Source organism: Cognatilysobacter xinjiangensis (assembly GCF_014651995.1).
Classification (GTDB): Bacteria; Pseudomonadota; Gammaproteobacteria; order Xanthomonadales; family Xanthomonadaceae; genus Cognatilysobacter; species Cognatilysobacter xinjiangensis.
In genome coordinates this window covers 290,619-315,198 of record NZ_BMXY01000003.1, presented here as the reverse complement: position 1 = coordinate 315,198, position 24,580 = coordinate 290,619, and the positions used below count along the sequence as shown (strand labels likewise).

Here is a 24,580-nt window from a genome sequence, read left to right as displayed (position 1 = left end):
GGAACGGGCGACGCGTCAGCCGATGGGAGGTCGCAATGGATCGCCCAGTCGCGGCGCGCGGTGGCGCGGCGTCAAGTCCATCGATGCCTGCATGGCGTCGGGCAATGCCGCGGCCAGGCGCAGGCCGGTGAACACGGGCACGGCCGGTACCGGGCACGCGCAGGGACCGGCATCGCAGCAGTCGTCGTGGCTCGCGGGCAGCGGCTCGGCCGGCGCCGCGTCGTGGCAGTCCGGCATGTCGGCCATCGCCGTCATCGCATGCGACTCGAGCTGCATGCGCGCCTGCGCGCGCGCACCGGCCACGCCGCTCGCGACCAGCGCGAGGCAGAGCAGCAGACGCAGCAGCACCGGAAATGTCCGCATGTCGGTACTTTACCGCGCGCGCCCATCCGCCGGGCCGCCGCCGCATGAACGCGGGCGTCGCCGCTTATGCTTGGGCTTCCCCGAATGCCGGAGCCGCCATGCGCGCATCCCTTCTCGCCCTCGCCGTCACCCTCGCGCTCGCGGGCTGCCAGAGCGCGCCGCTCGCCGCGCCCGACGCGCCGCCCGCCATGGCCTCGCAGCAGACCGCGGACGCGCGCTTCAAGGCGGTCGCCGATGGCTGGCTCGACGGCTGGATGCGCCTGAACCCGGTCAGCGCGACGCAGCTGGGTGACCACCGTTTCGACGACCGCATCGACGACCTCTCCGCCGACGGCCGCGCGCGTCTGGTCGACTTCAGCCGCCGCACGCTCGCCGCGCTGGATGCGATCGACACGCAGGCGCTCAGCCGCGAGAACCAGGTCGACGCGCTGATCCTGCGCAACCAGCTCGAATCCGACATCTGGAACCTCGAGACTTTCCAGAGCTGGGCCTGGGACCCGCAGGTCTACAGCGGCCTTGCCGGCGGTGCGATCTACAACCTGATGGCGCGCGAGTTCGCGCCGATGCCGCAGCGCCTGAAGTCGGCGACCGCGCGCATGGAGCGGATTCCGACGTTGTTCGCGCAGATGCGCGCCAACCTCGACCCCGCGCGCGTGCCGAAGATCCATGCCGAGACGGTGGCCAAGCAGAACGCCGGCGTGCTGCAGCTGATCGAGCAGTTCATCGTGCCGAACGCGGACCAGCTGAGCGGTGCGGATCGCGCCCGGCTGGACGCGGCGGTGGCGGGCCTGCGCAAGGCGGTCGCCGAGCAGCAGGCGTGGCTGGACGGCACGCTGGTGCCGAACGCGCGCGGCGAATGGCGCATCGGCGCCGGGCTCTACGACCGCAAGCTGAAGTTCGCACTGATGTCCTCGCTGTCGCGCGCGGAGATCGGCCAGCGCGCGCGCACCGAACTCGCACGCGTGCGCGACGAGATGTACGGCCTGTCGAAGAAGGTGCTCGCCGGGCGCAAGGGCGCGCCGGCGACGCCCGCCACGCCCACCGACGACCAGCGCCAGAAGGCCATCGAGGCCGCGCTGGAGCTCGCGTACGCCGAGCGCCCCGCGCGCGATCGCGTGGTCGAGGACGCGCGCGCCGCGCTCGACCAGGCCACCGCCTTCGTCAAGGCGAAGGATCTCGTCACCGTGCCGCCGGACCCGGTCAAGATCATCCTGATGCCGGAGTTCCAGCAGGGCGTGGCGGTCGCCTATGCCGATTCGCCCGGCCCGCTCGACAAGGGCCTGGACACCTACTACGCGATCTCGCCGATCCCGAAGGACTGGACGGCCGCGCAGACCGACTCGTTCCTGCGCGAATACAACTCGCGGATGATCCACCTGCTCAGCATCCACGAGGCGATGCCGGGCCATTACCTCGAAGGCATGCACTCGGCGCGGCATCCGTCCACGCTGCGCGGGGTGCTGCGCTCGGGCCTGTTCGCGGAAGGCTGGGCGGTCTACACCGAGGACATGATGGCCGACGCCGGCTACATGGACAGCGACCCGCTGTTCCGCCTGGTGCAGCTGAAGTTCTACCTGCGCACCATCGCCAACGCGATCCTCGACCAGGGCGTCCACGTGGACGGCTGGAGCCGCGATCAGGCCATGCGCCTGATGATGCACGACACCTTCCAGCAGGAGCGCGAGGCCGCCGGCAAGTGGGTGCGGGCGCAGCTCTCCAGCGCCCAGCTGCCCACGTATTTCGTCGGCAGCGCCGAGCATTTCGACATGCGCCGCGCGGTGGAGGCCAAGGAGGGCGCCGCGTTCGACCTCAAGCGCTACCACGACCGCGTGCTGGGCTACGGCGCGCCGCCGGTGCGCTTCGTGCGCGAGCTCATGCTGGACCAACCCATCGAGTAAACCGCTCGAAAAGCCCTGTTCATCGAAGGGCCTGCCTGCAGACGGCCCGTCGTGCAAGTCTTGTGCGACGGGCTGCATCGCGCCAGCATGGGCCAATGGCCACTGCAATGCTGGCGCCGGACCTGCGAAGGTTCGTCGTCGCCAAGATCCATTCGGTGCCGATGCTCGAGGCGCTCCTGTTGCTGCGTTCACGCGCGGACGGCTGGACGATGCGCGAGCTCGCCGAACGTCTGTACCTGCCCGAGCCGCGCGTCGACGCCCTCGTCGCCGAGCTCTGCCGCGAGGACCTAGCGACACACGCGGACGGCGTGGCGCGGTATGCGCCGGCGAGCGGCGAACTCGCGCGGCTGGTCGACGAACTCGCGGGCACCTACAGCCGGCGCGTGGTCGCGGTGACGGAACTGATCCACTCCAGCGTCGGTCGGCAGGCCCGCGATTTCGCGGATGCATTCGTGATGAGGCGTGACGAATGAACGGCATCGTCTATCTGCTGTGCGCGGCCGCCGGGCTGCTCTGTACTGCACTGCTCACGCTCGGTGCGCGCCGCACGCGCTCGCGTATGCTGGTGTGGAGCGCGATCTGCTTCGGCCTGCTCGCCGCCTCCAACATCGTGATGGTGCTCGACGCGCTGGTGTTCCCCGGCGCGGCGCTGTGGCCGGTGCGCCACGGGCTGTCGCTGCTGGCGGTCGGCAGCCTGATCTACGGCCTGATCATGGAGGAACGCTGATGCAGATGTTCCTGCTCGGCATGGTGTCGATGGGCTCCGCGGTGGCCGCGCTGCTGTTCCTGCGCTTCTGGCGCAGTGGCCGCGACCGGCTGTTCCTGTGGTTCGCCGCCGCCTTCATGCTGGAAGCCGTCAATCGCGGGGTGTATGCCTGGTTCGGCGCCGGCAGCGAAGCCGCGCCTACCTACCTGCTCGCGCGGCTGGTGTTCTTCGGCCTGATCATCGCGGGCATCCTCGACAAGAACATGGTCGCGCGGCGGCTCGGCCGCTAGCGGCGCACGCGCTCGACGCCGATCGGCAGCGCGCCTGCCCGCGCCATCTCGCCGGCCTCGAAGGCGGCCGGGTCGCGCAGGCGGTCCTCGAACATCGCGGTCGCGTCCTCGCCCCAGTACAGCTCGCCGTCGAGCGCGAACGTGGGCACGCCGAACACGCCGTCGGCAACGGCGGCTTCGTAGTTCCGCTGCAGCCGCGCCTTCACCTCGGGATCGGCGATCGCCGTTGCCGCGTCGAGGCCGAGCCGCGCGGCCACCGGCGCGAGCGATTCGGCGTCGTCGCCGCGCAGGCCATCGCGCCAGAGGTGGTCGAAGATCGCGTCGACGGACTCGTCGGTGCAGCCGGCGGCGATACACAGGCGCAGCGCGGCCAGCGGATTGAACGGATGCGCCGGCGGAAAGCGCAGCGGGATGCCGGCGCTGCGCGCGCGCCAGACCACGTGGCGATAGGTGAAGCGCCGCTTCTGCGGCATCTCGGCCGGGCCCTTGTGGTCGAGCCGGTCGAGGAGCGCCGCGAACAGCACGGGCCGGTATTCGATCGCGTGGTGCCTGGCCAGCTCGCGCACGCGCCGGCGCTGCAGGTAGGCGAAGGGCGAGATGAAGTCGAAGTACCAGCGGATCGTCATGGCGTGGTCGCCTGCATGAAGGGAATCAACGGCGGTCAAGCCAGAGGTAACCGAGCACCACCAGCGCCGCGGCGGCGACCGCCAGCGCGATCTTGATCCAGCTGTAGGGCCGCTCGCCGGCGATCGCGCCGGTATAGCCGTTGACCAGCACCTGGAACGCGCGCCGCCCGTAGGTGTAGCTCACCAGCCACACCGGCATCAGCACGTGCTTGAAGGTGCGACCTCGGTAGGTCGAATGCACCGACAGGTTGCGGTGCGTGTCGCCCGGCACCTGCGCGGCGCACAGCCCGCGCACGTCCTGCTCCATCTGCGCGAGGTTGAGATCGGCCGCGCGGCGCAGATCGACCTGGTAGCGCTCCACCGTCCAGCCGCGCACGTACTCGGCCGCATAGGGCACGAGGTCCGTGGTGGTGGGGAACGGCTCGACCCGGGCCAGCAGCGGCGCGTGCGCGCCCTGCGTGCCGGCGATCAGAACGTCGTCGAAGAAGTGGTCGAGCTCGCCCGCGGCCGGCACCCAGCGCACGTGGCGCACCTGCCGCGTGCGCGTCTGCCCGTTCTGCGTGTAGGCCTCGGTCGTGTAGTAGTAGTGGCCGGCCTCGGCAGTCCACTCGGCGTGCACGTGGGCGTCGAAGGTCCAGTACGGCAGGTAGAGGCCGCGCAGGGTGTCGGTGAGCGCGGCGCGCTTGAGCCGGTTCGGCGCGAACCAGCGCGTGCCGTACCACGTGCGGATGGACTCGCGCACCTGCGTCTCGGCGATGCGGAAGGGCAGGAGGCTCTGCGGGGTGATCGCGTCCTTCAGCGCCTCGTAAGGCACGATCGCCGGCGAGCCGCAGAACGCGCAGCGGTCGGCAACGCGCGACGCCTCGAACACGCTGATCGCGCGGCAGCTCTCGCACTGCACCTGGCGGCGCGCCTCGCCGTAGCCGCGTCCGCCCTCGTCGGCCTTCGCGAGTGCCTGCGCGAGGTCGAGCTCGGCGATCGCGCCCGGCGCGGGGTCGCCCGGCTGCCACGGCGCGGTGGTGCCGCAGTAGGGGCAGACCAGCGCCTGTTTCGCGGCGTTCCATTGCAGGTCGCCGCCGCATTCGGGGCAGGCGCGCTTGTCGAGCGTCGCCTCGGCGACGGACGGGACGACGTCGACCACGTCAGGCGCCGCGCAGGTACTCGTCGAGCGCCGCGCGCGCGATGCGATAGGCGTTGCCGATCTTCCGCCCCTTGAGTTCGCCGGCCTCGATCGCGGCGATCACGTCCTCGGTCGAGACCGACAGCAGTTGCGCAGCCTGTTCCGGGGTGAGCACGTCGAGCGCGGGCGCCTCGCTCGGCGCGGGCTTCGCCGCCGCCGCGTTCATGCCCTGCGTCATCTGCTGCGCCATCGCCATGCCCATCGCGAGCTCGGCCGGCGCCGCGGCCACGCTGCCGCCGCCCTGGCCCATTGCGCTGGCCATCTGGAATTTCACGTAGTCGTTGAGATCGCCGACCGCCGCCATCCCCGAGCGCTTGTCGATCGCCTGCTCGACCTCCGGCGGCACCGACACGTTCTCGACCACGAACGCGGTGATCTCCAGCCCGTACTTGGCCTGCATGATCGGGTTGACCACCGGCAGCAGCGCCTCGCCCAGCTGGCTGTAGCGCGCGGCGATGTCCAGCGCCGGCACCTTGGCCATCGCCAGCGCCTCCGTGAACACGCTGACGATGCGCGAGCGCATCGTGCCTTCGAACTCGTCGAGGCGGAAGTTCTGGTCGGTGCCGGCGACCTCGCGCAGGAACTTCGGCGCGTCGACGATGCGGAAGTCGTAGGTGCCGAACGCACGCAGCCGCACGAGGCCGAAGTCGGCGTCGCGCATCATCACCGGGTTGGCGGTGCCCCACTTGTTGCCGGTGAACAGGCGCGTGTTGAGGTAGTAGACGTCGCACTTGAACGGCGACTCGAAGCCGTACTTCCAGCCGAGGATCCGCGACAGGATCGGGATGTTCTCGGTCTTGAGCGTGTGCTTGCCGGGGCCGAACAGGTCGGCGAACTGGCCGGCGGCGACGAACTGCACCATCTGGCTGTCGCGCACGATCAGCTGCGCGCCGTTCTTGATCTCCTTGTCCTCGTCCGGAAAGCGGAAGGACAGCGTGTCGCGCGAGTCGTCGGTCCATTCGATGATCTCGATCGCCTGGCCCTTGATGAAATCCAGAACGCCCATGTCCGCTCCTCGCTGGGGCGCGATCGCGCCGGTCGCCCGATTCTAGGCATGCCGCGGCCCGGCGATAATGTCCGCGTTCGACTGCCCGATCGCCACCGATGCGCCATCCCTGCCTGGCCTGCGGCGCCTGCTGCGCCCATTACCGCGTCGCCTTCCACTGGTCCGAGACCGAGCCGGATCTGGCCGGTACGCCGCCCGCGCTCACCGAGGTGCTCGATCCGCATCGGCTGGTGATGCGCGGCACCTACGGCGGCGCGGCGATCCGCTGCGTCGCGCTCGCCGGCACGATCGGCGAGGCCGCCGCCTGCTCGATCTACGCGCATCGCCCGTCGCCCTGCCGCGACCTCGTCGCGAGCTGGGAGCACGGCGCGCCCAGCCCGCAGTGCGATCGCGCGCGTGCCGCGCACGGGCTGGCCCCGTTGCAGCCGGCGGATTTCCCGCAATCGCCGCTCGAGGCCGTCGTCGCCTGACGCCGCGGCGTCCGCACGCTGCCGTACGGCCGCTTCGACACGGCCGCCGTTTTGCCGCCCCTGCGGCAAGACGCGACAATGCGCGGTCCCGCGATGCACGCATCGCCCCCGCACGCCGCGCGTGCCCGATTCCGCGAGAACCCCATGTCGACCACGCCGAAGATCCTCTACACGCTCACCGACGAAGCCCCGTACCTGGCCACGGCCTCGCTGCTGCCGATCGTGGAAGGCTTCGCGCGCGCGGCCGGCGTGGCGGTGGAAACCCGCGACATCTCGCTGGCCGCGCGCATCCTCGCGCAGTTCCCGGCCGAGCTCGGCGAGCGCGCGGTGAAGGACGACCTGGCCGAACTCGGCCAGCTCGCCACCACGCCGGACGCCAACATCATCAAGCTGCCGAACATCTCGGCCTCGGTGCCGCAGCTCAAGGCCGCGATCCGCGAGCTGCAGGCGCAGGGTTTCGCGCTGCCGGACTATCCCGAAGAGCCGTCCAACGACGCCGAGCGCGACGTCCGCGCACGTTACGGCCGCGTCATGGGCTCGGCCGTGAACCCGGTGCTGCGCGAGGGCAATTCCGACCGTCGCGCGCCGGCCTCGGTGAAGGCGTATGCGCGCAAGCATCCGCATCGCATGGGCAAGTGGTCGAGCGAGTCGAAGTCGCACGTCGCGCACATGGACGGCGGCGATTTCTACGGCAGCGAGACCTCGACCACGCTGGCGAACGCCACCACCGCACGCATCGAATTCACCGGCGCCGACGGCGCGACGCGCGTGCTCAAGGACGGCCTCAAGCTGCAGGCCGGCGAGGTGATCGATGCCGCGGTGCTGTCCACGACGAAGCTCGCACAGTTCATCGACGCGCAGCTCGAGGACGCGAAGGCGCAGGGCGTGCTGTTCTCGCTGCACCTGAAGGCCACGATGATGAAGGTCAGCGACCCGATCCTGTTCGGCGTCGCGGTCAAGCGCTTCTACCGCGAGGCGCTGGAGAAGCATGCCGACGCGCTGGCGGGCATCGGCTTCGATGCCAACAACGGCATCGGCGACCTCTACGCACGCCTGCCGCAGCTCGACGAGGCCACGCGCGCCGCGATCGAGGCCGACATCAAGGCGGTGTACGCGAACCGCCCGGCGGTGGCGATGGTCAATTCCGACAAGGGCATCACCAACCTGCATGTGCCGTCGGATGTGATCGTCGACGCCTCGATGCCGGCGATGATCCGCGACAGCGGCGGCATGTGGAATGCCGAGGGCAAGCTGCAGGACGCCAAGGCCGTCATCCCGGATCGCTCCTACGCCGGCATCTACCAGGCGGTGATCGAGGACTGCAAGGCCAACGGCGCCTTCGACCCGGCGACGATGGGCAGCGTGCCGAACGTCGGCCTGATGGCGCAGAAGGCCGAGGAATACGGCTCGCACGACAAGACCTTCCAGCTCGAGGCCGCCGGCACCGTGCGCGTGCTCGACGCCGACGGCAACGTGCTGCTGTCGCAGGCGGTTGAAGCCGGCGACATCTTCCGCATGTGCCAGACCAAGGACGCGCCGATCCGCGACTGGGTGCAGCTGGCCGTCAACCGCGCGCGCCTGTCGAACACGCCGGCGGTGTTCTGGCTGGATGCCAACCGCGCGCACGATGCGCAGCTGATCGCCAAGGTCGAGCGCTACCTGAAGGACCACGACACGGCGGGCCTCGACATCCGCATCCTGTCGCCGGTCGAGGCGATGAAGTTCTCGCTCGCGCGCCTCCGCCGCGGCGAGGACACGATCTCGGTCACCGGCAACGTGCTGCGCGACTACCTCACCGACCTGTTCCCGATCATGGAGCTCGGCACCTCGGCCAAGATGCTGTCGATCGTGCCGCTGATGGCCGGCGGCGGCCTGTTCGAGACCGGCGCCGGCGGCAGCGCGCCCAAGCACGTACAGCAGTTCACCGCCGAGAACTACCTGCGCTGGGACTCGCTCGGCGAATTCCTCGCGCTGGCCGCCTCGTTCGAGCACCTCGCCAACCGCTACGGCAACGCGCGCGCGCAGGTGCTGGCCGATGCGCTGGACGCGGCGAACGCGCGCATCCTCGACGAGAACCGCTCGCCGGCGCGCAAGGTCGGCGAGCTCGACAACCGCGGCAGCCACTTCTACCTCGCGCAGTACTGGGCGCAGGCGCTGGCGCAGCAGACCGCCGACGCCGAGCTCGCGCAGCGGTTCGCGCCGGTGGCGAAGGCGCTGGTCGAGAACGAGGCCACGATCCTGCGCGAGCTGGTCGAGGTGCAGGGCGGCCCGGTCGACATCGGCGGCTACTACAAGCCCGACACGGCCAAGCTGTCGTCGGCGATGCGCCCGAGCGCCACGCTCAACGCGGTGATCGACGGCCTACGCGGCTGACGCGCCGCCGGGCGGGACGTCCGTGTCCCGCCCGGTACCCGCCCCTCACTCGAAGAAGTACTCCTCGACGTCCTGGTCGACCGTCGCCGGCGGCAGGCCGTCGTCGTCGCAACGCGCGGCGACGTGCCGATAGGGCGTCGCGGGCATGCACGGGGCCGGATCGCGGGTCGGGTCCATGGCGGGCGTCCTGTATCGGGGATGCGGCCAGCTTCGCCGCCGCGCATGACAGACCGATGCCAGCGAGATGGCGGTTCCGCGGCGGCCGTGGCGACGCCGCCTGCCGGCCACTGCCGTTAAGCTCCGCGCACCCCTGACTGGAGCGTTGCCATGCGTCCGATCCTGCTCGCCGCCGCCCTGACCTCCACCCTGCTGCTTGGCGCCTGCGCCAGTACCGCCAACGATGCCGACACCGGCCGCCCGATGGTCACCAACGGCATGGGCGCCGCGCTCGACGCCGCCATCGCCGGCAGCTGGCGCGACCCGGCCAACGTCGCGCGCGACGTCTATCGCCATCCCAAGGAGACGCTGAGCTTCTTCGGCGTGCGCGGCGACCAGACCGTCATCGAGATCACGCCGCCGCCGGGCTGGTATGCCGAGATCCTCGCGCCCTACCTGCGCGACAACGGCCAGTACGTCGCGGCGGTGATCGACCCGGCGTCGCAGGCGGACGAGAAGAGCCGCGCCTACTACCAGAAGAACCGCGACGGGCTGCAGCAGAAGTTCGACGCCGCGCCCGCGCAGTACGACCGTGCGCGCATCGTCGGCTTCGACCCGAAGGCGCCGTCGTTCGGCCCGGCGAATTCGGCCGACGTGGTGCTGACCTTCCGCAACGTGCACAACTGGCGCATGGCCGGCACCGCCGAAGCGATGTTCCGCGGCTTCTTCGACGTGCTCAAGCCGGGCGGCGTGCTGGGCGTGGTCGAGCACCGCGCCAGGGCCGACGTGCCGGCCACCGACAAGTCGGGCTACGTCGGCCAGCAGCAGGTGATCGCGATGGCGCAGGCCGCGGGCTTCGTGCTCGACGGCTCGAGCGAGGTCAACGCCAACCCGCGCGACACCAAGGACCATCCGAACGGCGTGTGGACGCTGCCGCCGGTCAATCGCCACGACGCCGCGGACGACGCGAAATACAAGGCGATCGGCGAGAGCGATCGCATGACCCTGCGTTTCGTGAAGCGGCGTGCCTGACGGCGTACCGGCCTGGGTGGACGCCGCGCCGCTGGGCGCGGCGCGCTGGAAGCTGGTGCGCATCACCCGCCGCGGCGTCGGCATGACGCTCGCGGCGGTGCCGTTCTGGGCCGCGATGGCGGGCGTGGCCGCGTTCGCCGGGCTCGATCCCGCCACGCTCGCGCTGTTCTTCGTGATCGCCGGCGCGCTGGGCTACCCGGCCGGCTACCTGCTCAACCGCGCGCTCGGCGGCGACCTCGCCGCGCGCGGCAGCGAGTTGCGTGGCATCGTCGGCGCGATCACCGTCGGGCAACTGCTCGGCTGGCCGCTGGTTATCGCGTTGCTGGCGATGGAAGTGCGCCTCGTGGCCTTCGCGCTCGCCGCCATGCTCGGCGCGCACTTCCTGCCGTACGGTTGGCTCTATCGCGCGCCGGCCTATTACGCATCGGGTGTCGCCGGCGCGGTCGTCGGGGCGGCACTGCAGGCGCTCGCGCCAGCTGCGGCGAACGTTGCCATCCCCACCGCGATGGCGCTGCTGTACGCGGTCGCGGGCGCCTCGGTCTGGCGCCGCAACCGGCGCGAAGGCGCGTCGTGCTGATCGCCTTCAACAAGCCCTACGGCGTGCTCTGCCAGTTCACCGATCGCAGCACGCCGCCGCGTCCGACGCTCGCCGGCTTGGGCCTGCCACCCGGCGTGTACGCGGCGGGGCGGCTCGATTACGACAGCGAGGGCCTGCTGCTGCTCACCGACGACGGCGGGCTCGCGCACCGGCTCACCGATCCGCGCCACAAGCAGCCCAAGACCTACTGGGTGCAGGTCGAGGGCGAACCGCAGCCGGCGCAGCTCGACGCGCTGCGCCGTGGCGTCGAGCTCAACGACGGCCCGACACGCCCGGCGCGCGTGCAGCGCATCGACGCGCCGGCGCTGTGGCCGCGCGATCCGCCGGTGCGCTTTCGCAAGACGGTGCCAGACGCGTGGCTCGAGATCACGATCACCGAAGGCCGCAACCGCCAGGTGCGGCGCATGACCGCCGCGGTCGGCCTGCCGACGTTGCGACTGGTGCGCGTGGCCATCGGTGCGCACGCGCTGGATACCCTCGCGCCAGGCGAATGGCGCCGCCTTGCGTGACGTCGACGCGAGTGAATCGTTCACTCAACCTGAATAGGGCGCACGGCATAAAACGAGCCCGTCTGATAACGTCGGCGCTTCCTGAATGCGCCACGGATCGGCGCGCACGAGAGGACGAATGAGCAACCCCAGCGGCACCACCGCCAAGATCCTGGTCGTCGACGACCAACCGGCCAACCTGCGGGTCGTCGGCATGCTGCTGTCGCGGCAGGGCTACCAGGTGGTGACCGCCGACAGCGGTCCGAAGGCGCTGGAAATCTGCGAGACCGATCCGCCGGACCTCGTGCTGCTCGACATGATGATGCCGGGCATGGACGGCTTCCAGGTCATGGAGGAAATGCGCGCGGGCGCCGCGCCGCCGAGCCTGCCCGTGGTGTTCGTCACCGCCGCGCAGGATCGCGACCTGCTGCTGCGCGCCTTCGACGCCGGCGCGGTCGACTACGTCACCAAGCCCTTCCTGCCCGAGGAGCTGCTCGCGCGCGTGTCCGCGCACGTCGGCCTCAAGCTCACCCGCGACCGCCTCGAGCGCGTCGCCAACGAGCGCCAGGAGCTGGTCAACCTGGTCGCGCACGACCTCAAGAATCCGCTGTCCTCGGTGCTGTTCGCCAGCGAGATGCTGATCACCGGGGCCACCAAGCCCGAGCGCGTACCGCGCTACATGTCGATGATCCACGAGAGCGCGACCGACGCGCTCGGCTACATCCGCCAGTACCTCGAAAGCACGGGCCGGCGCGACGAGGGCGCGGCGCAGACCGCCTCGCTCACCGGCACCATCGACTGGCTGGTGCAGCGCTACGAGTACCAGCTCGAGGCACGCGGGCTGCAGGTCAAGGTCGAGCGCCCCGCGCAGGACGTCTCGGTGCGGATCGACGAGCGCGTGCTGCGCCAGGTCAGCGAGAACCTGATCACCAACGCGATGAAGTACGCGCCCGGCAGCGAGCTCACCATCGCCGGCCGCCCGGGTGCGCCCGGCTACTGGCAGCTCGTGGTCGCCGACCGCGGCCCGGGCATTCCGCCCGCCAAGCAGCGCGAGCTGTTCAAGCCGTTCGTGCGCCTGCACGAGGGCGACGACGGCATGTCCTCGGGCCTAGGCCTGTCGCTCGCCAAGCAGATCGTGCAGAAGGCCGGCGGCCAGCTCTGGTACGAGGACCGCAAGAGCGGCGGCGCACGCTTCGTCATCGAGTTGCCGCAGGCCTGAGCCGCGGTCGCCGCCGTGCGCGGCGCCGCGGTTCATTGACACTCCACTGCGATCGCGCGGCGGCGTGCGTGCACCGGAGCTCGGTGCATGGTGCGCGACTGCGTCGTCGGCCGGCCTCGCGGGCTTACTTCGGTAGTCGTCGCGCGGCCGATGCGTCACGGGCTGCGATCCGAATGACGGCAACCGCAACCTCGCGAAGGGTTTCGGGCTGCAGAAACGACGATGCCGCCGGAAACCGGCGGCATCGTCGGGTCGGCCCGGGCCGACCTTCCCGTCGAACTCAGTGCTGCGTGCGCGACTCGCGCGTGGCACGCGAACGGCTGCCGCTGCCGCTGCGACGCGTGGTGGTGCCGCTGCTGTTGCGACGCGACGCGCTGCGCCCGCCGCTCTTGTCGGCACTGCGCGTCTCGATGCGGCGCGCGCTGCCCTCGATGGTTTCGCCCTCGCCGTTGCCGTTCTCGGCGCGCTGGGCGCGGCGGCGCGCGGCGTACCAGAGCAGGCCGGCGCCGGCGAGCGTGGCGACCGCGATGACGGGATTGCGGCGCACCACCGCGAGGCCGGCACGCGCACCGGCGCGCGCGGCGCCGAGCTTCATGCCGCTGTTGAGCAGGGTCGACGCCTTCGGCGCGAGGCTGCGGAGCGAATCGCCCGCATGGCCGGCCAGGTCGAGAGCGCGTTCGGACAGAGAATCCAGCCTGTTCATCGTCGAAGTCCTTCGTTGATCGGCGCTCAATGTCCCGCCGCTATCGTCGATGCGGCGTGAGAGACGGCGCCGTCGGCTGAATGGCCGCTTGCTGCGCGCGAGCTCAGGTGCCGCGCGGCTTGGCGCGATGCGTGGCGGTCGCGGTCCACGGATCGTCGGGCCAGGGATGCTTGGGGTAGCGGCCCTTCATTTCCTTCTTCACTTCCGGGTACGTGCGTTCCCAGAAGCCGCGCAGGTCCTGCGTGACCTGCAGCGGGCGGCCTGCGGGCGACAGCAGGTGCAGCGTGAGCGGCACGCGCCCATCGGCGATGCGCGGCGTATCGGCGAGGCCGAACAGTTCCTGCAGCTTCACTGCGAGCACCGGGGACTGCGGCGTGCCGTCCGCATCCGTCGCATAGGCAATCGCGCGCTCCATGCCGGACGGCACGGCGATGCGCAGTGGCGCGAGCGCGTCGACGCGCTGGCGCGTGGCCCAGTCGACGTTCGACTTCAGCGCCTCGCCGAGCTCCTGCTCGCCCAGCGCATCGAGCCGCGTCTTGCCCGACAGCGCGGGCTTGAGCCAGGTATCGAGCGTCGCCAGCAGTGCACCGTCGGACAGGTCCGGCAATGCATCGGCGAGCTCGGGCATCCACGCACGCAGGCCGCGCACGCGATCGCGCCACTGGCGCAGCGAATCGGTCCAGGGCAGCGCATCGAGGCCGAGCTGGCGCACGGCATCGACGAGCGCGTCGGCATAGCGCGACGGGTCGGGCTTCGGCAGCGGCTTCGACTCCAGCACGATGCGATCGAAACGCCGCTCGCGCACCGCGCTGATCGCGCGCGCGTCCATGTCCCAGACCACGCGATCCTCGTTCACGAAGCGCTGCGGGAAGTCGCGCTCCAGCCGCGCCTCGTCGAGCGGCGCGGCCTGCAGGATGCGCGCGTCGCGCATCTCGTCGCGCAGTTCGTTGACGACCAGCCACGGCTCGCCGCGCAGCAGCGAGTCGTCGAACAGGCGCACGGTGCGACCGCTGGCGAGCTGGTAGCGCAGCGCGTCGACCGGATGGCGGCGCGCGATGCGGTCGGGGAAGGCGTGCAGCAGCACGTCGCCGAGCGCATGCGGCGGGGCGTGCGACGGCGGCGCGGCGTCGAGCCGCAGGCGTCGGCGCCACTGCTTCGCGGCCTGGTCGATCTGCGCGAGCGCGCTGCGCGAGGCCTCGGGGGGCACGCGTCCTGCGCGGAACGCGGCGAGGGCCTGCCAGCGATCGGCGAGCGCGTCGCTGCGTGGGCGGCCCGGCGCGGCGCGCAGCGGATCGCGCGCTTCGATCAGCGCGGCGAGGTCGCAGGCCAGCGCCTGCTCGCGCGCATCCGCGGGTGCGAGCAGCATCGCCGCCAGGCGTGGATGCGTGCCCAGCGCGAGCATGCGTTTGCCGAGCGACGTGACCGTCGCGCCGTCGAGCGCGCCCAGGCGTTGCAGCAGGTCGCGTGCGGCGTTGAACGCGCCCGTCGGCGGCGCGTCGGGAAAGCGCAGGTCGCTGCCGCCCCAGAGCGCGAGTTCGAGCGCGAGGCCGGACAGGTCGACCTGCGCGATCTCCGGCCTGCGCTGCGGCTCCAGCCGTTGCGACTGCGGCCACAGGCGGTACGCCCAGCCGTCGGCGACGCGGCCGGCACGACCCGCGCGCTGATCGGCCGAGGCCTGCGCGATCGGCACCACGTCCAGCCGCGAAAACCCGCTCACCGGATCGAAGCGGGGCTCGCGCGCGAGGCCGGTGTCGATCACCACGCGCACGCCGGGCAGGGTGACGCTGGATTCGGCGACGTTGGTGGCGAGCACCACGCGACGCCGCGCATCGGGCGCGGGCTGCAGCACGCGCGACTGCTGTTCGACGGGCAATTCGCCGTGCAGCGCGAGCACCTCGGCGTCGACGTGCTCGACGAGTTGCTGGACGCGGGAGATTTCGCGCTGGCCGGGCAGGAACACCAGCACGTCGCCCGGATGCGCGGCGATCGCGTGATCGATCGCGCGGCGCACCTGGTGCTCGGTCTTCTCGTCGCGACGCGCGGGGAAATGCGCGATGTCGACGGGATAGCTGCGCCCTTCGCTCGACAGACGCGGCGCGTCGAGGAACTGCGCGAGCCGTTCGCCGTCGAGCGTGGCGCTCATCACCACGATGCGCAGGTCCTCGCGCAGCTGCGCCTGCACGTCGAGCGCGAGCGCGAGGCCGAGGTCGGCGGCCATGTGGCGCTCGTGGAACTCGTCGAACAGGATCGCGCCGATGCCCTCGAGCATCGGATCGTCCTGCAGCATGCGGGTGAGGATGCCTTCGGTGACGACCTCGATGCGCGTGTCGGCGCAGACGCGGTTCTCGAAGCGGATGCGGTAGCCGACCGTGCGGCCGACCTCCTCGCCGCGGCTCTTCGCCATGAACGTGGCCGCCGCGCGCGCGGCCACGCGGCGCGGTTCCAGCATCAGGATCTTCCGTCCGTCCAGCCACGGCGCATCCAGCAGCGCCGGCGGCACCTGCGTGGTCTTGCCGGCGCCGGGCGGCGCCTCCAGCACCAGGCGCGGATGCGCGGCGAGCGACTCGCGGATGCGCGGCAGCAGGGGGTCGATGGGGAACGCGGGCCGATTCACGCGACAAGCATAGAGGGCCGCCATCGCGGCTCAACCGCGTGCGAGCGCTGCCAAGGCGGAAACGTCGACGACGATCGGCGGCGCGAGGCCGCTTGCACCCGGCGTTGCGTCGCGGCGCGTCGCTATCCTATGCGGCCCGTTCCGCGAGCCCGACCCGTGCAGCTCCTCGACATCGGCGCCAACCTCACCCACGAGTCCTTCGACCGCGATCGCGACGAGGTGCTGGCGCGCGCACGCGCGGCCGGCGTCGCGCAGATGGTGGTGACCGGCGCGAGCCGCGAGCATTCGCCGAAGGCGCTGGAACTCGCGCAGTCGCATCCGGGCGTGCTGTTCGCGACGGCGGGCGTGCATCCGCACCACGCGGTCGAGTACACCGCCGAATGCGATGCCGAGATGCGCGCGCTGCTCGCGCACGACGAAGTGGTCGCCGTCGGCGAATGCGGGCTGGACTACTTCCGCGACTTCTCGCCGCGCCCGGCGCAGCGGCGCGCGTTCGAGATGCAACTGCAGACGGCCGTCGACACCGGCAAGCCCTTGTTCCTGCACCAGCGCGATGCGCACGACGACTTCGTCGCGATCATGAAGAACTTCGAGGGCCGGCTCGGGCCGGCGGTGGTGCACTGCTTCACCGGCACGCGCGAGGAGGCCTTCGCCTACCTCGACCGCGACTGGCACATCGGCATCACCGGCTGGCTCTGCGACGAGCGCCGCGGCCAGCACCTGCGCGAGATCGTGCCGCACATCCCGGCGAACCGGCTGATGATCGAGACCGACGCGCCCTACCTGCTGCCCCGCACGCTGAAGCCGACGCCCAAGGACCGCCGCAACGAGCCCGCCTTCCTCGCGCACATCGTCGAGGAACTGGCGCGCGATCGCGGCGAGACCGTCGAGGCGGCCGCCGCGGCCAGCACGGCGACGGCGCGCGCGTTCTTCCGGCTGCCGGCGGCCGGCTGATGCGCCAGTCGATCGCGCATGTCGCACTCGTCGTGCGCGATTACGACGAGGCGCTCGAGTTCTATGTCGGCCGGCTCGGCTTCGAACTGGTCGAGGACACCTACCAGCCCGAGCAGGACAAGCGATGGGTGGTCATCGCGCCGCCGGGCGCGACCGGCGCCACGCTGCTGCTCGCCCGCGCGTCGACGCCCGAGCAGGCCGCGCGCGTCGGCGACCAGACCGGCGGCCGCGTGTTCCTGTTCCTGCAGACGGACGACTTCCGGCGCGATTACGAACGCTTCCTCGCAGCCGGCGTCGAGTTCATCCGCCCGCCCGTGGAGCAGCCCTACGGCACGGTGGCGGTGTTCGTGGATCTCTACGGCAACCGCTGGGACCTGCTGCAGTACCGGAACGGCGCGGCCTGAGGCCCCCCGACGGCCTACTGCCGCCTCGACATACCCCTCCGTATCCTTGTCGGCCATCGGGCCGGCAGGCCCCAAAGGTTCGACTGATGACCAAGCGGCACTGGATGGCGTTCGTGGTGGCCGGGCTCGCGCTCGCCGGCTGCGGGAAGAAGGACGAAGCGGCCCCCGAGGCCTCGCCGGCGATGGCGGTGACGGTGGTGCCCGCGCGCGTCGAGGAGATTCCGCGCGAGATCCGCGTGTCCGGCCCCGTGGCCGCGCGCGAGGAGATGCAGCTCGGAGTCGAGGTGACGGGGCTGCGGGTCACCGGGCTGTACGTCGACGTCGGCGACTTCGTGCGCCAGGGTCAGGTGCTGCTGGAGCTGGACGCGCGCACGCTCGACAGCGAACTGCAGCAGGCCGAGGCCAGCCATCGCGAGGCCCAGGCCGCCGCGTCGCTGGCGCAGGCCAACCTGCGCCGCGCCGAGCCGCTGCTGCGCGAGAAGTACATCTCGGCCGGGCAGGTCGACGAGCTGCGTGCCGCGCGCGACCAGGCCAATGCGCGCGTGGCCACCGCCCGCGCCTCGCTGGACGCCGCGCGCCTGCGCCGCAGCTACGCGCAGCTGCGCGCGCCGGCCGACGGCATCGTCAGCAAGCGCAACGTGCAGCCCGGGCAGATCGTCGCCGGCGGCACCGAGCTGATCGGGCTGATCCGCGACGGCCGGCTGGAATGGCGCGCCGAACTCGCCGATGCGGAGCTGTCGGCGGTGAACGTCGGCGATCCGGTGGTGATCCGGTCGCCATCCGGGGGTGATGTCGAAGGCGAGGTGCGTGCCGTGCCGCCGGGCGTCGACGCCGATACCCGCACCGCCACGGTCTATGCCGACCTGCCCGAGCCCGACGGCCTGCGCGCCGGTGCCTACCTGCCCGGCCGCATCCTGGTCGGCGCGGCGCGCGCGCTGGTGGTGCCGGCGACGTCGGTGGTTCAGCGCGACGGCAACCCGTATGTGTTCACCGTCGATGGCAAGAACGTCGCGCGCCGCCTGCGCGTGCGCACCGGCACCGAGACCGCCGGCAAGGTCGAGATCCTCGGCGGCCTGCAGGCGGGCGCGCAGGTGGTCGAGCAGGGCGCCGGCTTCCTCGGCGACGGCGACCCGGTGCGCGTGGTGCCGGCGACGGCCGCGGCCCCCGCGGTAACGGGCACGGGCGCGACCCGATGATCAACGTCTCGGCCTGGGCCATCCGCCGGCCGCTGCCGGCGCTGATGATCTTCTTCGTGCTGTGCGTGGCGGGCCTCTGGGGTTTCTGGAAGCTGCCGGTCGCGCGCTTTCCCGACGTCAGCTTCCCGATGGTGGTGGTCACCATCAGCCAGCCGGGCGCGGCGCCGAGCCAGCTGGAGACCGAGGTCACGCGGCGCGTGGAGGACCAGGTCGCCACGCTCGACGGCGTCAAGCGCGTCACCTCCTCGGTGACCGAGGGCGTGAGCACCACCGCGATCGAATTCCAGCTCGAGACCGACCTCGCCAGCGCGCTCGACGACACCCGCGCCGCGGTCAGCCGCATCCGCGCCGACCTGCCGCAGGACGTGCAGGAGCCGCTGGTCACCAAGGTCACCATCGGCGGCGCGCTGATGACCTACGCGGTGGCCTCCGACCGCATGGGCGTGGACGAGCTCTCGTGGTTCGTCGACCGCGACGTGACCCGCGCGCTGTTCGGCGTGCCGGGCGTGGCGCAGGTGTCGCGCCAGGGCGGCGTCGAGCGCATGGTGCGCATCGACCTCGATCCCGACGCGCTGCAGGCCTACGGCATCACCGCGGGCGCGGTGAACCAGCAGCTGGCGCGCACGCAGGTCGAGCGCCCGAGCGGTCGCACCGAACTCGGCAGCGGCCAGCAGGTGCTGCGCACCATCGCCACGGTGCAGGACGCGAAGCAGCTCGAGGATTTCGCGATCGCGCTGCCGGACGGCCGCGGCGTGCGCCTCGGCACGCTCGCGCGCATCACCGACGCGACCGCCGACCCCACGCAGGTCGCGCTGCTCGACGGCAAGCCGGTGGTGGCGTTCTCGATCTCGCGCACGCGCGGCTCCAGCGAGCTCGCCGTCGCCGAGGAAGTGAAGGCCGCGCTCGACACGCTGCAGAAGCAGAACCCCGGCACCGCCTTCCAGCTGGTGACCTCCACCGTCGACGAGACCGAGCGCTCGTACCACTCGTCGATGGAGATGCTGTTCGAGGGCGCGCTGCTCGCACTCGCGGTGGTCTGGCTGTTCCTGCGCGACTGGCGCGCGACGTGGATCTCCGCGATCGCGCTGCCGCTGTCGATCATCCCGACCTTCGCGGTGATGTACTGGCTGGGCTTCTCGCTCAACATGATCACGCTGCTGGCGCTGAGCGTGGTGGTGGGCATCCTGGTCGACGACGCGATCGTCGAGATCGAGAACATCGTGCGCCACCTGCGCATGGGCAAGACGCCGCTGGAAGCCGCGCGCGAAGCCGCGGACGAGATCGGCATCGCGGTGATCGCGACGTCGATGACGCTGGCCGCGGTGTTCATCCCGGTCGCGTTCATGCCCGGCATCGCCGGCAAGTTCTTCCGCGAATTCGGCTGGACGGCCGCGACCGCCGTGCTGTTCTCGCTGCTGGTCGCGCGCCTTTTGACGCCGATGATCGCGGCCTACCAGCTCAAGTCGCACGGCGAGGAGGAGAAGGAAGGCCCGCTGATGCGGCGCTACCTCGGCCTCGTCGACGCGGCGCTGCGCCATCGCTGGATGACCTTGGGCATCGCGACCGCGTTCTTCGTCGGCTCGCTCCTGCTGGTGCCGCTGATCCCGACCACCTTCATTCCGTTTACCGACATCGGCCGCAGCAACCTCAGCCTCGAGCTCGCGCCGGGCACGCGGCTGGAGGAGACCGTCGCGCTCACCGAGCAGGCGCGCGCGAAGCTGAAGTCGATCCCGGAGCTCAAGCAGGTGTATGCGACGGTGGGTTCGGTGCTGGACGTCGGCGATCCCGGCAAGACCGGCGTCGGCGAGCCGCGCAAGGCCAATCTGGTGCTCGACTGGGGCCAAGCGGGCGATCGCGACCGCGACCAGAAGCAGCTCGAGCGCGAGGTACGCACGCGCCTGGCCGACCTGCCCGGCGTGCGCCTGTCCTACATCTCCAACGAGCCGGGCGAGAACCTGATGCTGGTGCTGGCGGGCGACGATCCGCAGCAGTTGCAGACGGCCGCGGTCGCGCTGGAACGCGAGCTGCACACCATCAAGGGGCTGGGCAGCATCAGCTCGTCGGCCTCGCTGCTGCGGCCGGAAATCCAGATCCTGCCCGACCCGCAGCGCGCGGCCGACCTCGGCGTCGCCACCGCCGACATCGCCGAGGCCGCGCGCATCGCCACCAGCGGGGACTACACGCAGCGCCTTGCCAAGCTCAACCTGCCAGAGCGGCAGATCCCGATCCGCGTCGGCTTCGCGCAGCAGACGCTGCGCGATCCCGCGCTGATCGGGCAGCTGCGCGTGCCGGGGCGCAACGGGCCGGTGCCGCTCGCGGCGGTCGCCGACATCGTGCCCGGGAGCGGTCCGTCGGTGATCTCGCGCTACGAGCGCCAGCGCAACGTGACGTTCACCGCGGAGCTCAACGGGCGGCCGCTGGGCGAGGTGATGCAGCAAGTGCAGCAGCTGCCGACGGTGAAGAACCCGCCGGCCGGCCTGAGCTTCATCAATACCGGCGACGCGGAAGTGTTCGTCGAGCTGTTCACCGGCTTCGTCGTCGCGATGATCGCCGGCATCGCCTGCATCTACATGGTGCTGCTGCTGCTGTTCAACCACGCGCTGCAGCCGCTCACCATCCTCACCGCGGTGCCGCTGTGCGCGGGCGGTGCGTTCGGCGCGTTGCTGCTCACCAACAACATGCTGTCGCTGCCGGCGCTGATCGGCCTGCTGATGCTGATCGGCATCGCCACCAAGAACTCGATCCTGCTGGTCGACTACGCGGTGATCGCCGAGGACGAACAGGGCATGAGCCAGCACGATGCGCTGGTCGACGCCTGTCGCAAGCGCGCGCGGCCGGTGATCATGACCACCATCGCGATGGGCGCCGGCATGCTGCCGATCGCGCTCGGCCTGTCCGGCGATTCGAGCTTCCGCCGTCCGATGGCGATGGCGGTGATCGGCGGCCTGATCACGTCCACCGCGCTGAGCCTCGTCGTCATCCCGGCGGCGTACACCGTCGTCGACGATCTCGGCGGCTGGATGCGGCGCAAGCTGCGTCGGGACGTGAAGCCGCCGGCGGCCTGACGCGCGACGGTCCGGGAACATGCGGTGGCGCGATCGTCCGGCGCAGCCGGACGATCGCCGTCACTCGTAGCGCAACGCCTCGATCGGATCGAGCCCGGCGGCCTTCGAGGCCGGCATCAGGCCGAACACCACGCCGACCATCGCCGAGAAGCCCGCCGCGACCAGCACCACCCACAGCGGTACCGACGCCGGCGGGAAGTTGGGGATCAGCGCAGCGATGCCCGCGCCCGCCGCGTAGCCGAGCACGATGCCGACCACGCCGCCGAGAAGCGCGAGCAGCGCGGCCTCCAGCAGGAACTGCACCATGATGTCGCGGCGCGTGGCGCCGAGCGCCTTGAGGATGCCGATTTCGCGGGTGCGCTCGGTCACGCTCACCAGCATGATGTTCATGATCCCGATGCCGCCGACCAGCAGCGAGATGCCGACGATGCCGCCGAGCACCGCGGTGGCCATGCCGGTGATCTTCTCGAGCTGTTCCTTGATCGAGTTGGCCGCCTGGATCTGGAAATCGTCCTCGACGCCCGGCTTCAAGCCGCGGCTGGCGCGCAGCGCACGGCGCGCGCGCTCCTGCACGGCGTCGACCTCGTCGATGCGCTGCACGGTGAAGGACACGCCGATCATCGGCTCGATCGCGTTGCCGGTCATCGCGCGCGCGACGTCGAACGGGATCACGACGTAGTTGTCCTGGCTGAAGCCGAACACCTCGCCCTTGGGCTCCATCATGCCGACGACCTTGAACCAGTCGCCGCCGAGCTTGATGTACTGGCCGACGGGATTGGCCGGCATGTGCAGGTCGTCGCGCACCTTGCTGCCGATCACCGCGACGCGGCGGCGGCCCTCGTCGTCGGCGCGGGTCAGGAAGCGCCCGACCTGCGGATAGCGCGCGCGCACCTGCTGGAACTCGCTGGTGGTGCCGATCACCTGCGGCTGGCTGCTGCGGCCGCGCCAGCTGGCCTGGCCGGCAGCGACGCCGAGCGTGGGCGCGACCTGGTCGATGCCCGGCACGCGATGGCGCAGCGCATCGACGTCGCGCGCGGTGAGTGTGTTGATCTTGCCGGTGCGGAAGTTGTCGTTGTCGTTCTCGGCCTCGACGCTGAGCGTGCTGCCGCCGATGTCGGCGAACTGGCTGCGGATCGAGTCGGAGAAGCCCTGCACCAGCGAGACCACCGCGATCACGCTGGCGGTGCCGATCAGGATGCCGAGCGTGGTCAGGAAGCTGCGCAGCCGGTGCGCCGACAGGCTGGACAGCGCGGCGCGCAGCGCTTCGAGATAGGCCTGCATCAGTGCACCGCCGCCGTGCGGGGCACCTGCCGCACGTCTTCCACGATGCGCCCGTCGAGCACGCGCAGCACGCGATGGCAGTGCGCGGCGATGTCGGGCTCGTGGGTCACCACGATGACCGTCTGGCCCTGCGCGTGCAGCGCGTCGAACAGCGCCATGATCTCGTGCGAGGTCTGCGAGTCGAGGTTGCCGGTGGGCTCGTCGGCAAGTAGCAGCGAGGGCTCGCCGACCAGCGCACGCGCGACGGCCACGCGCTGGCGCTGGCCGCCGGAAAGCTGGTTGGGGCGATGGTCGAGGCGGTTGCCCAGGCCCACCTTGTTCAACGCCTCGGTCGCGCGGCGCACGCGTTCGGCGCGCGGGAGGCCGCGGTACACCAGGGGCTGCATCACGTTCTGCAGCACGCTCTGGCGCGGCAGCAGGTGGAAGCTCTGGAACACGAAACCGATCTCGCGGTTGCGCACGCGGGCGAGCTCGTCGTCGTCCATGCCGGCCACGTCGCGGCCGTTGAGCACGTAATGGCCTTCGGTGGGTGAGTCGAGGCAGCCGAGCAGGTTCATCAGCGTGGACTTGCCCGAACCCGACGGGCCGGTCAACGCGACGTACTCGTTGCGACCGATCGAAAGGTCGACGCCGCGCAGCGCCTGCACCACTTCCTCGCCCATCGTGTAGCGCTTCACGATGCCCGCGAGCTCGATCACGACGCGGCCCCGTCCTTGTCGTTCGCGGCCTCGAGTTCCTTCGCGGTCTTCACCGTGACCTTGTCGCCGTCGCGCAGGCGGCGCAGCGTCTTGGCCGGGCCTACGATCACGCGGTCGCCCGCCTTGATGCCGGCGGTGATCGCCTGCCAGCGGTCGTCCGAGGGCCCGGTCTTCACCGCGACCTTGCGCGCGCGGCCGTCGCGCTCGACCCACACGTAGAGCTTGGGCTCGGCGGCCTTGGCCGCTTCCTTCGGCGCATCGCCGTCGTCGGCGAGCGGCGTTTCCGCCGTCTCCTCGACGACCGCCTCGACCGGCACGGCGAGCTGCGCGCGGCCATCGCCGAGGTACACGTCGGCGCGCGCACTCATCCCCGAGCGCAGGTTGAGGCGGCCGGGATCGTCGAGCGTGACGGTGACCTTGTACGCGCGCGCCTGGCCTTCGATGGTCGGCGCCAGCGCGATCTTTTGCACGCGGCCGTGCAGCGCGGTATCGGGATACGAGGCCGGGTAGACGTCGACCGACTGGCCGATCGACACCTGGCCGATGTCGGCCTCGTCGACCTTGAGCTCGGCGATCAGCGCGGAGACGTCGGCGATCTTCATCAGCTTCGCGCCGGCCAGCGCGTTGGTCGACGGGATCGCGGTCTCGCCGACCTTGATCGGCAGGTCGACGATGCGGCCGGCGATCGGCGCACGGATCTCGGTCTTGCCGAGCTGCTCGTAGGCATCGCCCAGCACCGCCTGCGCGCGGCGCAGCGATTCGGTGCTGGTGGCGAGCTCGGCGCGCGCCTGCTCGAGCGCGAGGCGGTCCTCCTCGAGCTTGTTGCGGTCGATCAGCTGCTGCGCGGCCAGCGCCTGCGAGCGGCGGTACTGCGCCTCGCGCAGCGCGAGCGTCGCGCGCTGGCGATCGATCGCGATCTGGCCCTGGCGACGGCCCGCCGTCTCGCGGTCGATCGCGTTGCGGTAGGTCTTGGGATCCAGCGTCATCAGCAGCTGGCCCTGCTGCACGGTGTCGCCTTCCTCGACGAGGATGCGCTCGACCTTGGCCACCACTTCCGCGGTGAGGTTCACCTCGGTGCCGTAGGCCAGCGTGCCGGAGGCGAGGATGGTCGGGCGCACCGAGTGCTGCGCGGCCGGCTGCACCTGCACGTCCACGCCGCCTTCGCCATGCAGGCCGCGCAGCGCGAACGGCAGCACGAGCACGGCGACGACCAGCGCGCCGGCCAGCCACTTCTTCGTCTTGGGAGTCATCGAAAAACCT

The 24,580-nt window shown here is 71.1% G+C and carries 23 protein-coding genes and 1 pseudogene; 14 read left to right on the top strand and 10 right to left on the bottom strand.

The features are described from left to right. Positions 1-15 precede the first annotated feature (15 nt). On the bottom strand, positions 16-348 hold the full coding sequence (locus IE066_RS12270; protein ID WP_189450289.1) for a CopL family metal-binding regulatory protein: 333 nt from the start codon (positions 346-348) through the stop codon (positions 16-18). 113 nt (positions 349-461) lie between these two features. Between IE066_RS12270 and IE066_RS12265 the strand changes: the two genes are divergently transcribed. The 4 genes from IE066_RS12265 to IE066_RS12250 all read left to right on the top strand — a co-directional run bounded on the left by IE066_RS12265 (position 462) and on the right by IE066_RS12250 (position 3,257). Next, entirely contained in the window at positions 462-2,261 is a 1,800-nt protein-coding gene (locus IE066_RS12265; RefSeq protein ID WP_189450287.1) for a DUF885 domain-containing protein, read from the top strand. A 95-nt stretch (positions 2,262-2,356) separates the two neighbouring features. After that, entirely contained in the window at positions 2,357-2,734 is a 378-nt protein-coding gene (locus tag IE066_RS12260) for a hypothetical protein (protein ID WP_189450285.1), read from the top strand. Beyond that, positions 2,731-2,988, top strand: coding sequence for a DUF5985 family protein (locus IE066_RS12255; protein ID WP_189450283.1), 258 nt, complete (start codon positions 2,731-2,733; stop codon positions 2,986-2,988). The genes IE066_RS12260 and IE066_RS12255 overlap by 4 nt, the downstream gene beginning before the upstream one ends. Next, a complete protein-coding gene (locus tag IE066_RS12250) occupies positions 2,988-3,257 on the top strand; it encodes a DUF5985 family protein (RefSeq protein ID WP_189450281.1) in 270 nt (89 codons plus the stop codon). The genes IE066_RS12255 and IE066_RS12250 overlap by 1 nt, the downstream gene beginning before the upstream one ends. Here IE066_RS12250 and IE066_RS12245 read toward each other — a convergent pair. From IE066_RS12245 to IE066_RS12235, 3 genes are read right to left on the bottom strand one after another with little or no spacing between them, the layout of a single operon-like run. Further along, positions 3,254-3,883 (bottom strand): 2-hydroxychromene-2-carboxylate isomerase, encoded by a 630-nt coding sequence (locus IE066_RS12245; RefSeq protein ID WP_189450278.1) that lies wholly within the window; start codon positions 3,881-3,883, stop codon positions 3,254-3,256. The genes IE066_RS12250 and IE066_RS12245 overlap by 4 nt on opposite strands. 25 nt (positions 3,884-3,908) lie before the next feature. After that, on the bottom strand, positions 3,909-5,024 hold the full coding sequence (locus IE066_RS12240; protein ID WP_189450276.1) for a zinc ribbon domain-containing protein: 1,116 nt from the start codon (positions 5,022-5,024) through the stop codon (positions 3,909-3,911). Position 5,025: 1 nt separating this feature from the next. Beyond that, positions 5,026-6,069, bottom strand: a complete 1,044-nt coding sequence (locus IE066_RS12235; protein WP_189450274.1) for an SPFH and helix-turn-helix domain-containing protein — start codon at positions 6,067-6,069, stop codon at positions 5,026-5,028. Positions 6,070-6,167: 98 nt separating this feature from the next. On the opposite strand from IE066_RS12235, the gene IE066_RS12230 reads away from it, so the two are divergent. Next, positions 6,168-6,539, top strand: a complete 372-nt coding sequence (locus IE066_RS12230) for a YkgJ family cysteine cluster protein (protein ID WP_189450272.1) — start codon at positions 6,168-6,170, stop codon at positions 6,537-6,539. A gap of 144 nt (positions 6,540-6,683) precedes the next feature. Beyond that, the gene (locus IE066_RS12225) at positions 6,684-8,912 is read left to right on the top strand and encodes an NADP-dependent isocitrate dehydrogenase (RefSeq protein ID WP_189450270.1); all 2,229 of its coding nucleotides are present in this window, start codon (positions 6,684-6,686) and stop codon (positions 8,910-8,912) included. A 45-nt stretch (positions 8,913-8,957) separates the two neighbouring features. Here IE066_RS12225 and IE066_RS14895 read toward each other — a convergent pair whose 3' ends face one another. Further along, complete coding sequence (locus IE066_RS14895; protein ID WP_268244885.1) at positions 8,958-9,089, bottom strand: hypothetical protein; 132 nt, start codon at positions 9,087-9,089, stop codon at positions 8,958-8,960. A 264-nt stretch (positions 9,090-9,353) separates the two neighbouring features. Here IE066_RS14895 and IE066_RS12220 point away from each other — a divergent pair. The 4 genes and pseudogenes from IE066_RS12220 to IE066_RS12205 form a co-directional block, all read left to right on the top strand. Then, positions 9,354-10,100, top strand: a pseudogene (locus IE066_RS12220) (class I SAM-dependent methyltransferase); the annotation flags it as partial. Continuing rightward, the gene (locus tag IE066_RS12215) at positions 10,093-10,677 is read left to right on the top strand and encodes a DUF7010 family protein (RefSeq protein WP_189450268.1); all 585 of its coding nucleotides are present in this window, start codon (positions 10,093-10,095) and stop codon (positions 10,675-10,677) included. The pseudogene IE066_RS12220 and the gene IE066_RS12215, both read left to right, overlap by 8 nt. Next, on the top strand, positions 10,671-11,207 hold the full coding sequence (locus IE066_RS12210; protein WP_189450266.1) for a pseudouridine synthase: 537 nt from the start codon (positions 10,671-10,673) through the stop codon (positions 11,205-11,207). Before IE066_RS12215 ends, IE066_RS12210 begins: the two co-directional genes overlap by 7 nt. 118 nt (positions 11,208-11,325) lie before the next feature. Continuing rightward, positions 11,326-12,405 (top strand): hybrid sensor histidine kinase/response regulator, encoded by a 1,080-nt coding sequence (locus IE066_RS12205; protein ID WP_189450264.1) that lies wholly within the window; start codon positions 11,326-11,328, stop codon positions 12,403-12,405. 280 nt (positions 12,406-12,685) lie between these two features. On the opposite strand, the gene IE066_RS12200 is transcribed toward IE066_RS12205, so the two are convergent. Together IE066_RS12200 and hrpB are read right to left on the bottom strand one after the other, a co-directional pair. Continuing rightward, entirely contained in the window at positions 12,686-13,108 is a 423-nt protein-coding gene (locus IE066_RS12200; RefSeq protein ID WP_189450263.1) for a hypothetical protein, read from the bottom strand. A gap of 103 nt (positions 13,109-13,211) precedes the next feature. Then, entirely contained in the window at positions 13,212-15,722 is a 2,511-nt protein-coding gene (gene hrpB, locus IE066_RS12195) for an ATP-dependent helicase HrpB (RefSeq protein WP_189450261.1), read from the bottom strand. A 156-nt stretch (positions 15,723-15,878) separates the two neighbouring features. On the opposite strand from hrpB, the gene IE066_RS12190 reads away from it, so the two are divergent. From IE066_RS12190 to IE066_RS12175, 4 genes are all read left to right on the top strand, one after another. Continuing rightward, positions 15,879-16,676, top strand: coding sequence for a TatD family hydrolase (locus IE066_RS12190; RefSeq protein WP_189450259.1), 798 nt, complete (start codon positions 15,879-15,881; stop codon positions 16,674-16,676). Continuing rightward, complete coding sequence (locus IE066_RS12185) at positions 16,676-17,080, top strand: VOC family protein (protein ID WP_189450257.1); 405 nt, start codon at positions 16,676-16,678, stop codon at positions 17,078-17,080. The genes IE066_RS12190 and IE066_RS12185 overlap by 1 nt, the downstream gene beginning before the upstream one ends. Positions 17,081-17,166: 86 nt before the next feature. Next, positions 17,167-18,276, top strand: coding sequence for an efflux RND transporter periplasmic adaptor subunit (locus IE066_RS12180; protein ID WP_229790803.1), 1,110 nt, complete (start codon positions 17,167-17,169; stop codon positions 18,274-18,276). Next, positions 18,273-21,341: an efflux RND transporter permease subunit gene (locus tag IE066_RS12175; RefSeq protein WP_229790802.1), complete on the top strand. Its 3,069-nt coding sequence runs from the start codon at positions 18,273-18,275 to the stop codon at positions 21,339-21,341. Before IE066_RS12180 ends, IE066_RS12175 begins: the two co-directional genes overlap by 4 nt. A 60-nt stretch (positions 21,342-21,401) precedes the next feature. Here the strand turns inward: IE066_RS12175 and IE066_RS12170 are convergent, their stop codons facing one another. From IE066_RS12170 to IE066_RS12160, 3 genes are read right to left on the bottom strand one after another with little or no spacing between them, the layout of a single operon-like run. After that, positions 21,402-22,622: an ABC transporter permease gene (locus tag IE066_RS12170; RefSeq protein ID WP_189450256.1), complete on the bottom strand. Its 1,221-nt coding sequence runs from the start codon at positions 22,620-22,622 to the stop codon at positions 21,402-21,404. After that, entirely contained in the window at positions 22,622-23,320 is a 699-nt protein-coding gene (locus tag IE066_RS12165) for an ABC transporter ATP-binding protein (RefSeq protein WP_189450253.1), read from the bottom strand. The genes IE066_RS12170 and IE066_RS12165 overlap by 1 nt, the downstream gene beginning before the upstream one ends. Next, positions 23,317-24,570, bottom strand: a complete 1,254-nt coding sequence (locus tag IE066_RS12160; protein WP_189450250.1) for an efflux RND transporter periplasmic adaptor subunit — start codon at positions 24,568-24,570, stop codon at positions 23,317-23,319. The genes IE066_RS12165 and IE066_RS12160 overlap by 4 nt, the downstream gene beginning before the upstream one ends. Positions 24,571-24,580: the final 10 nt, after the last annotated feature.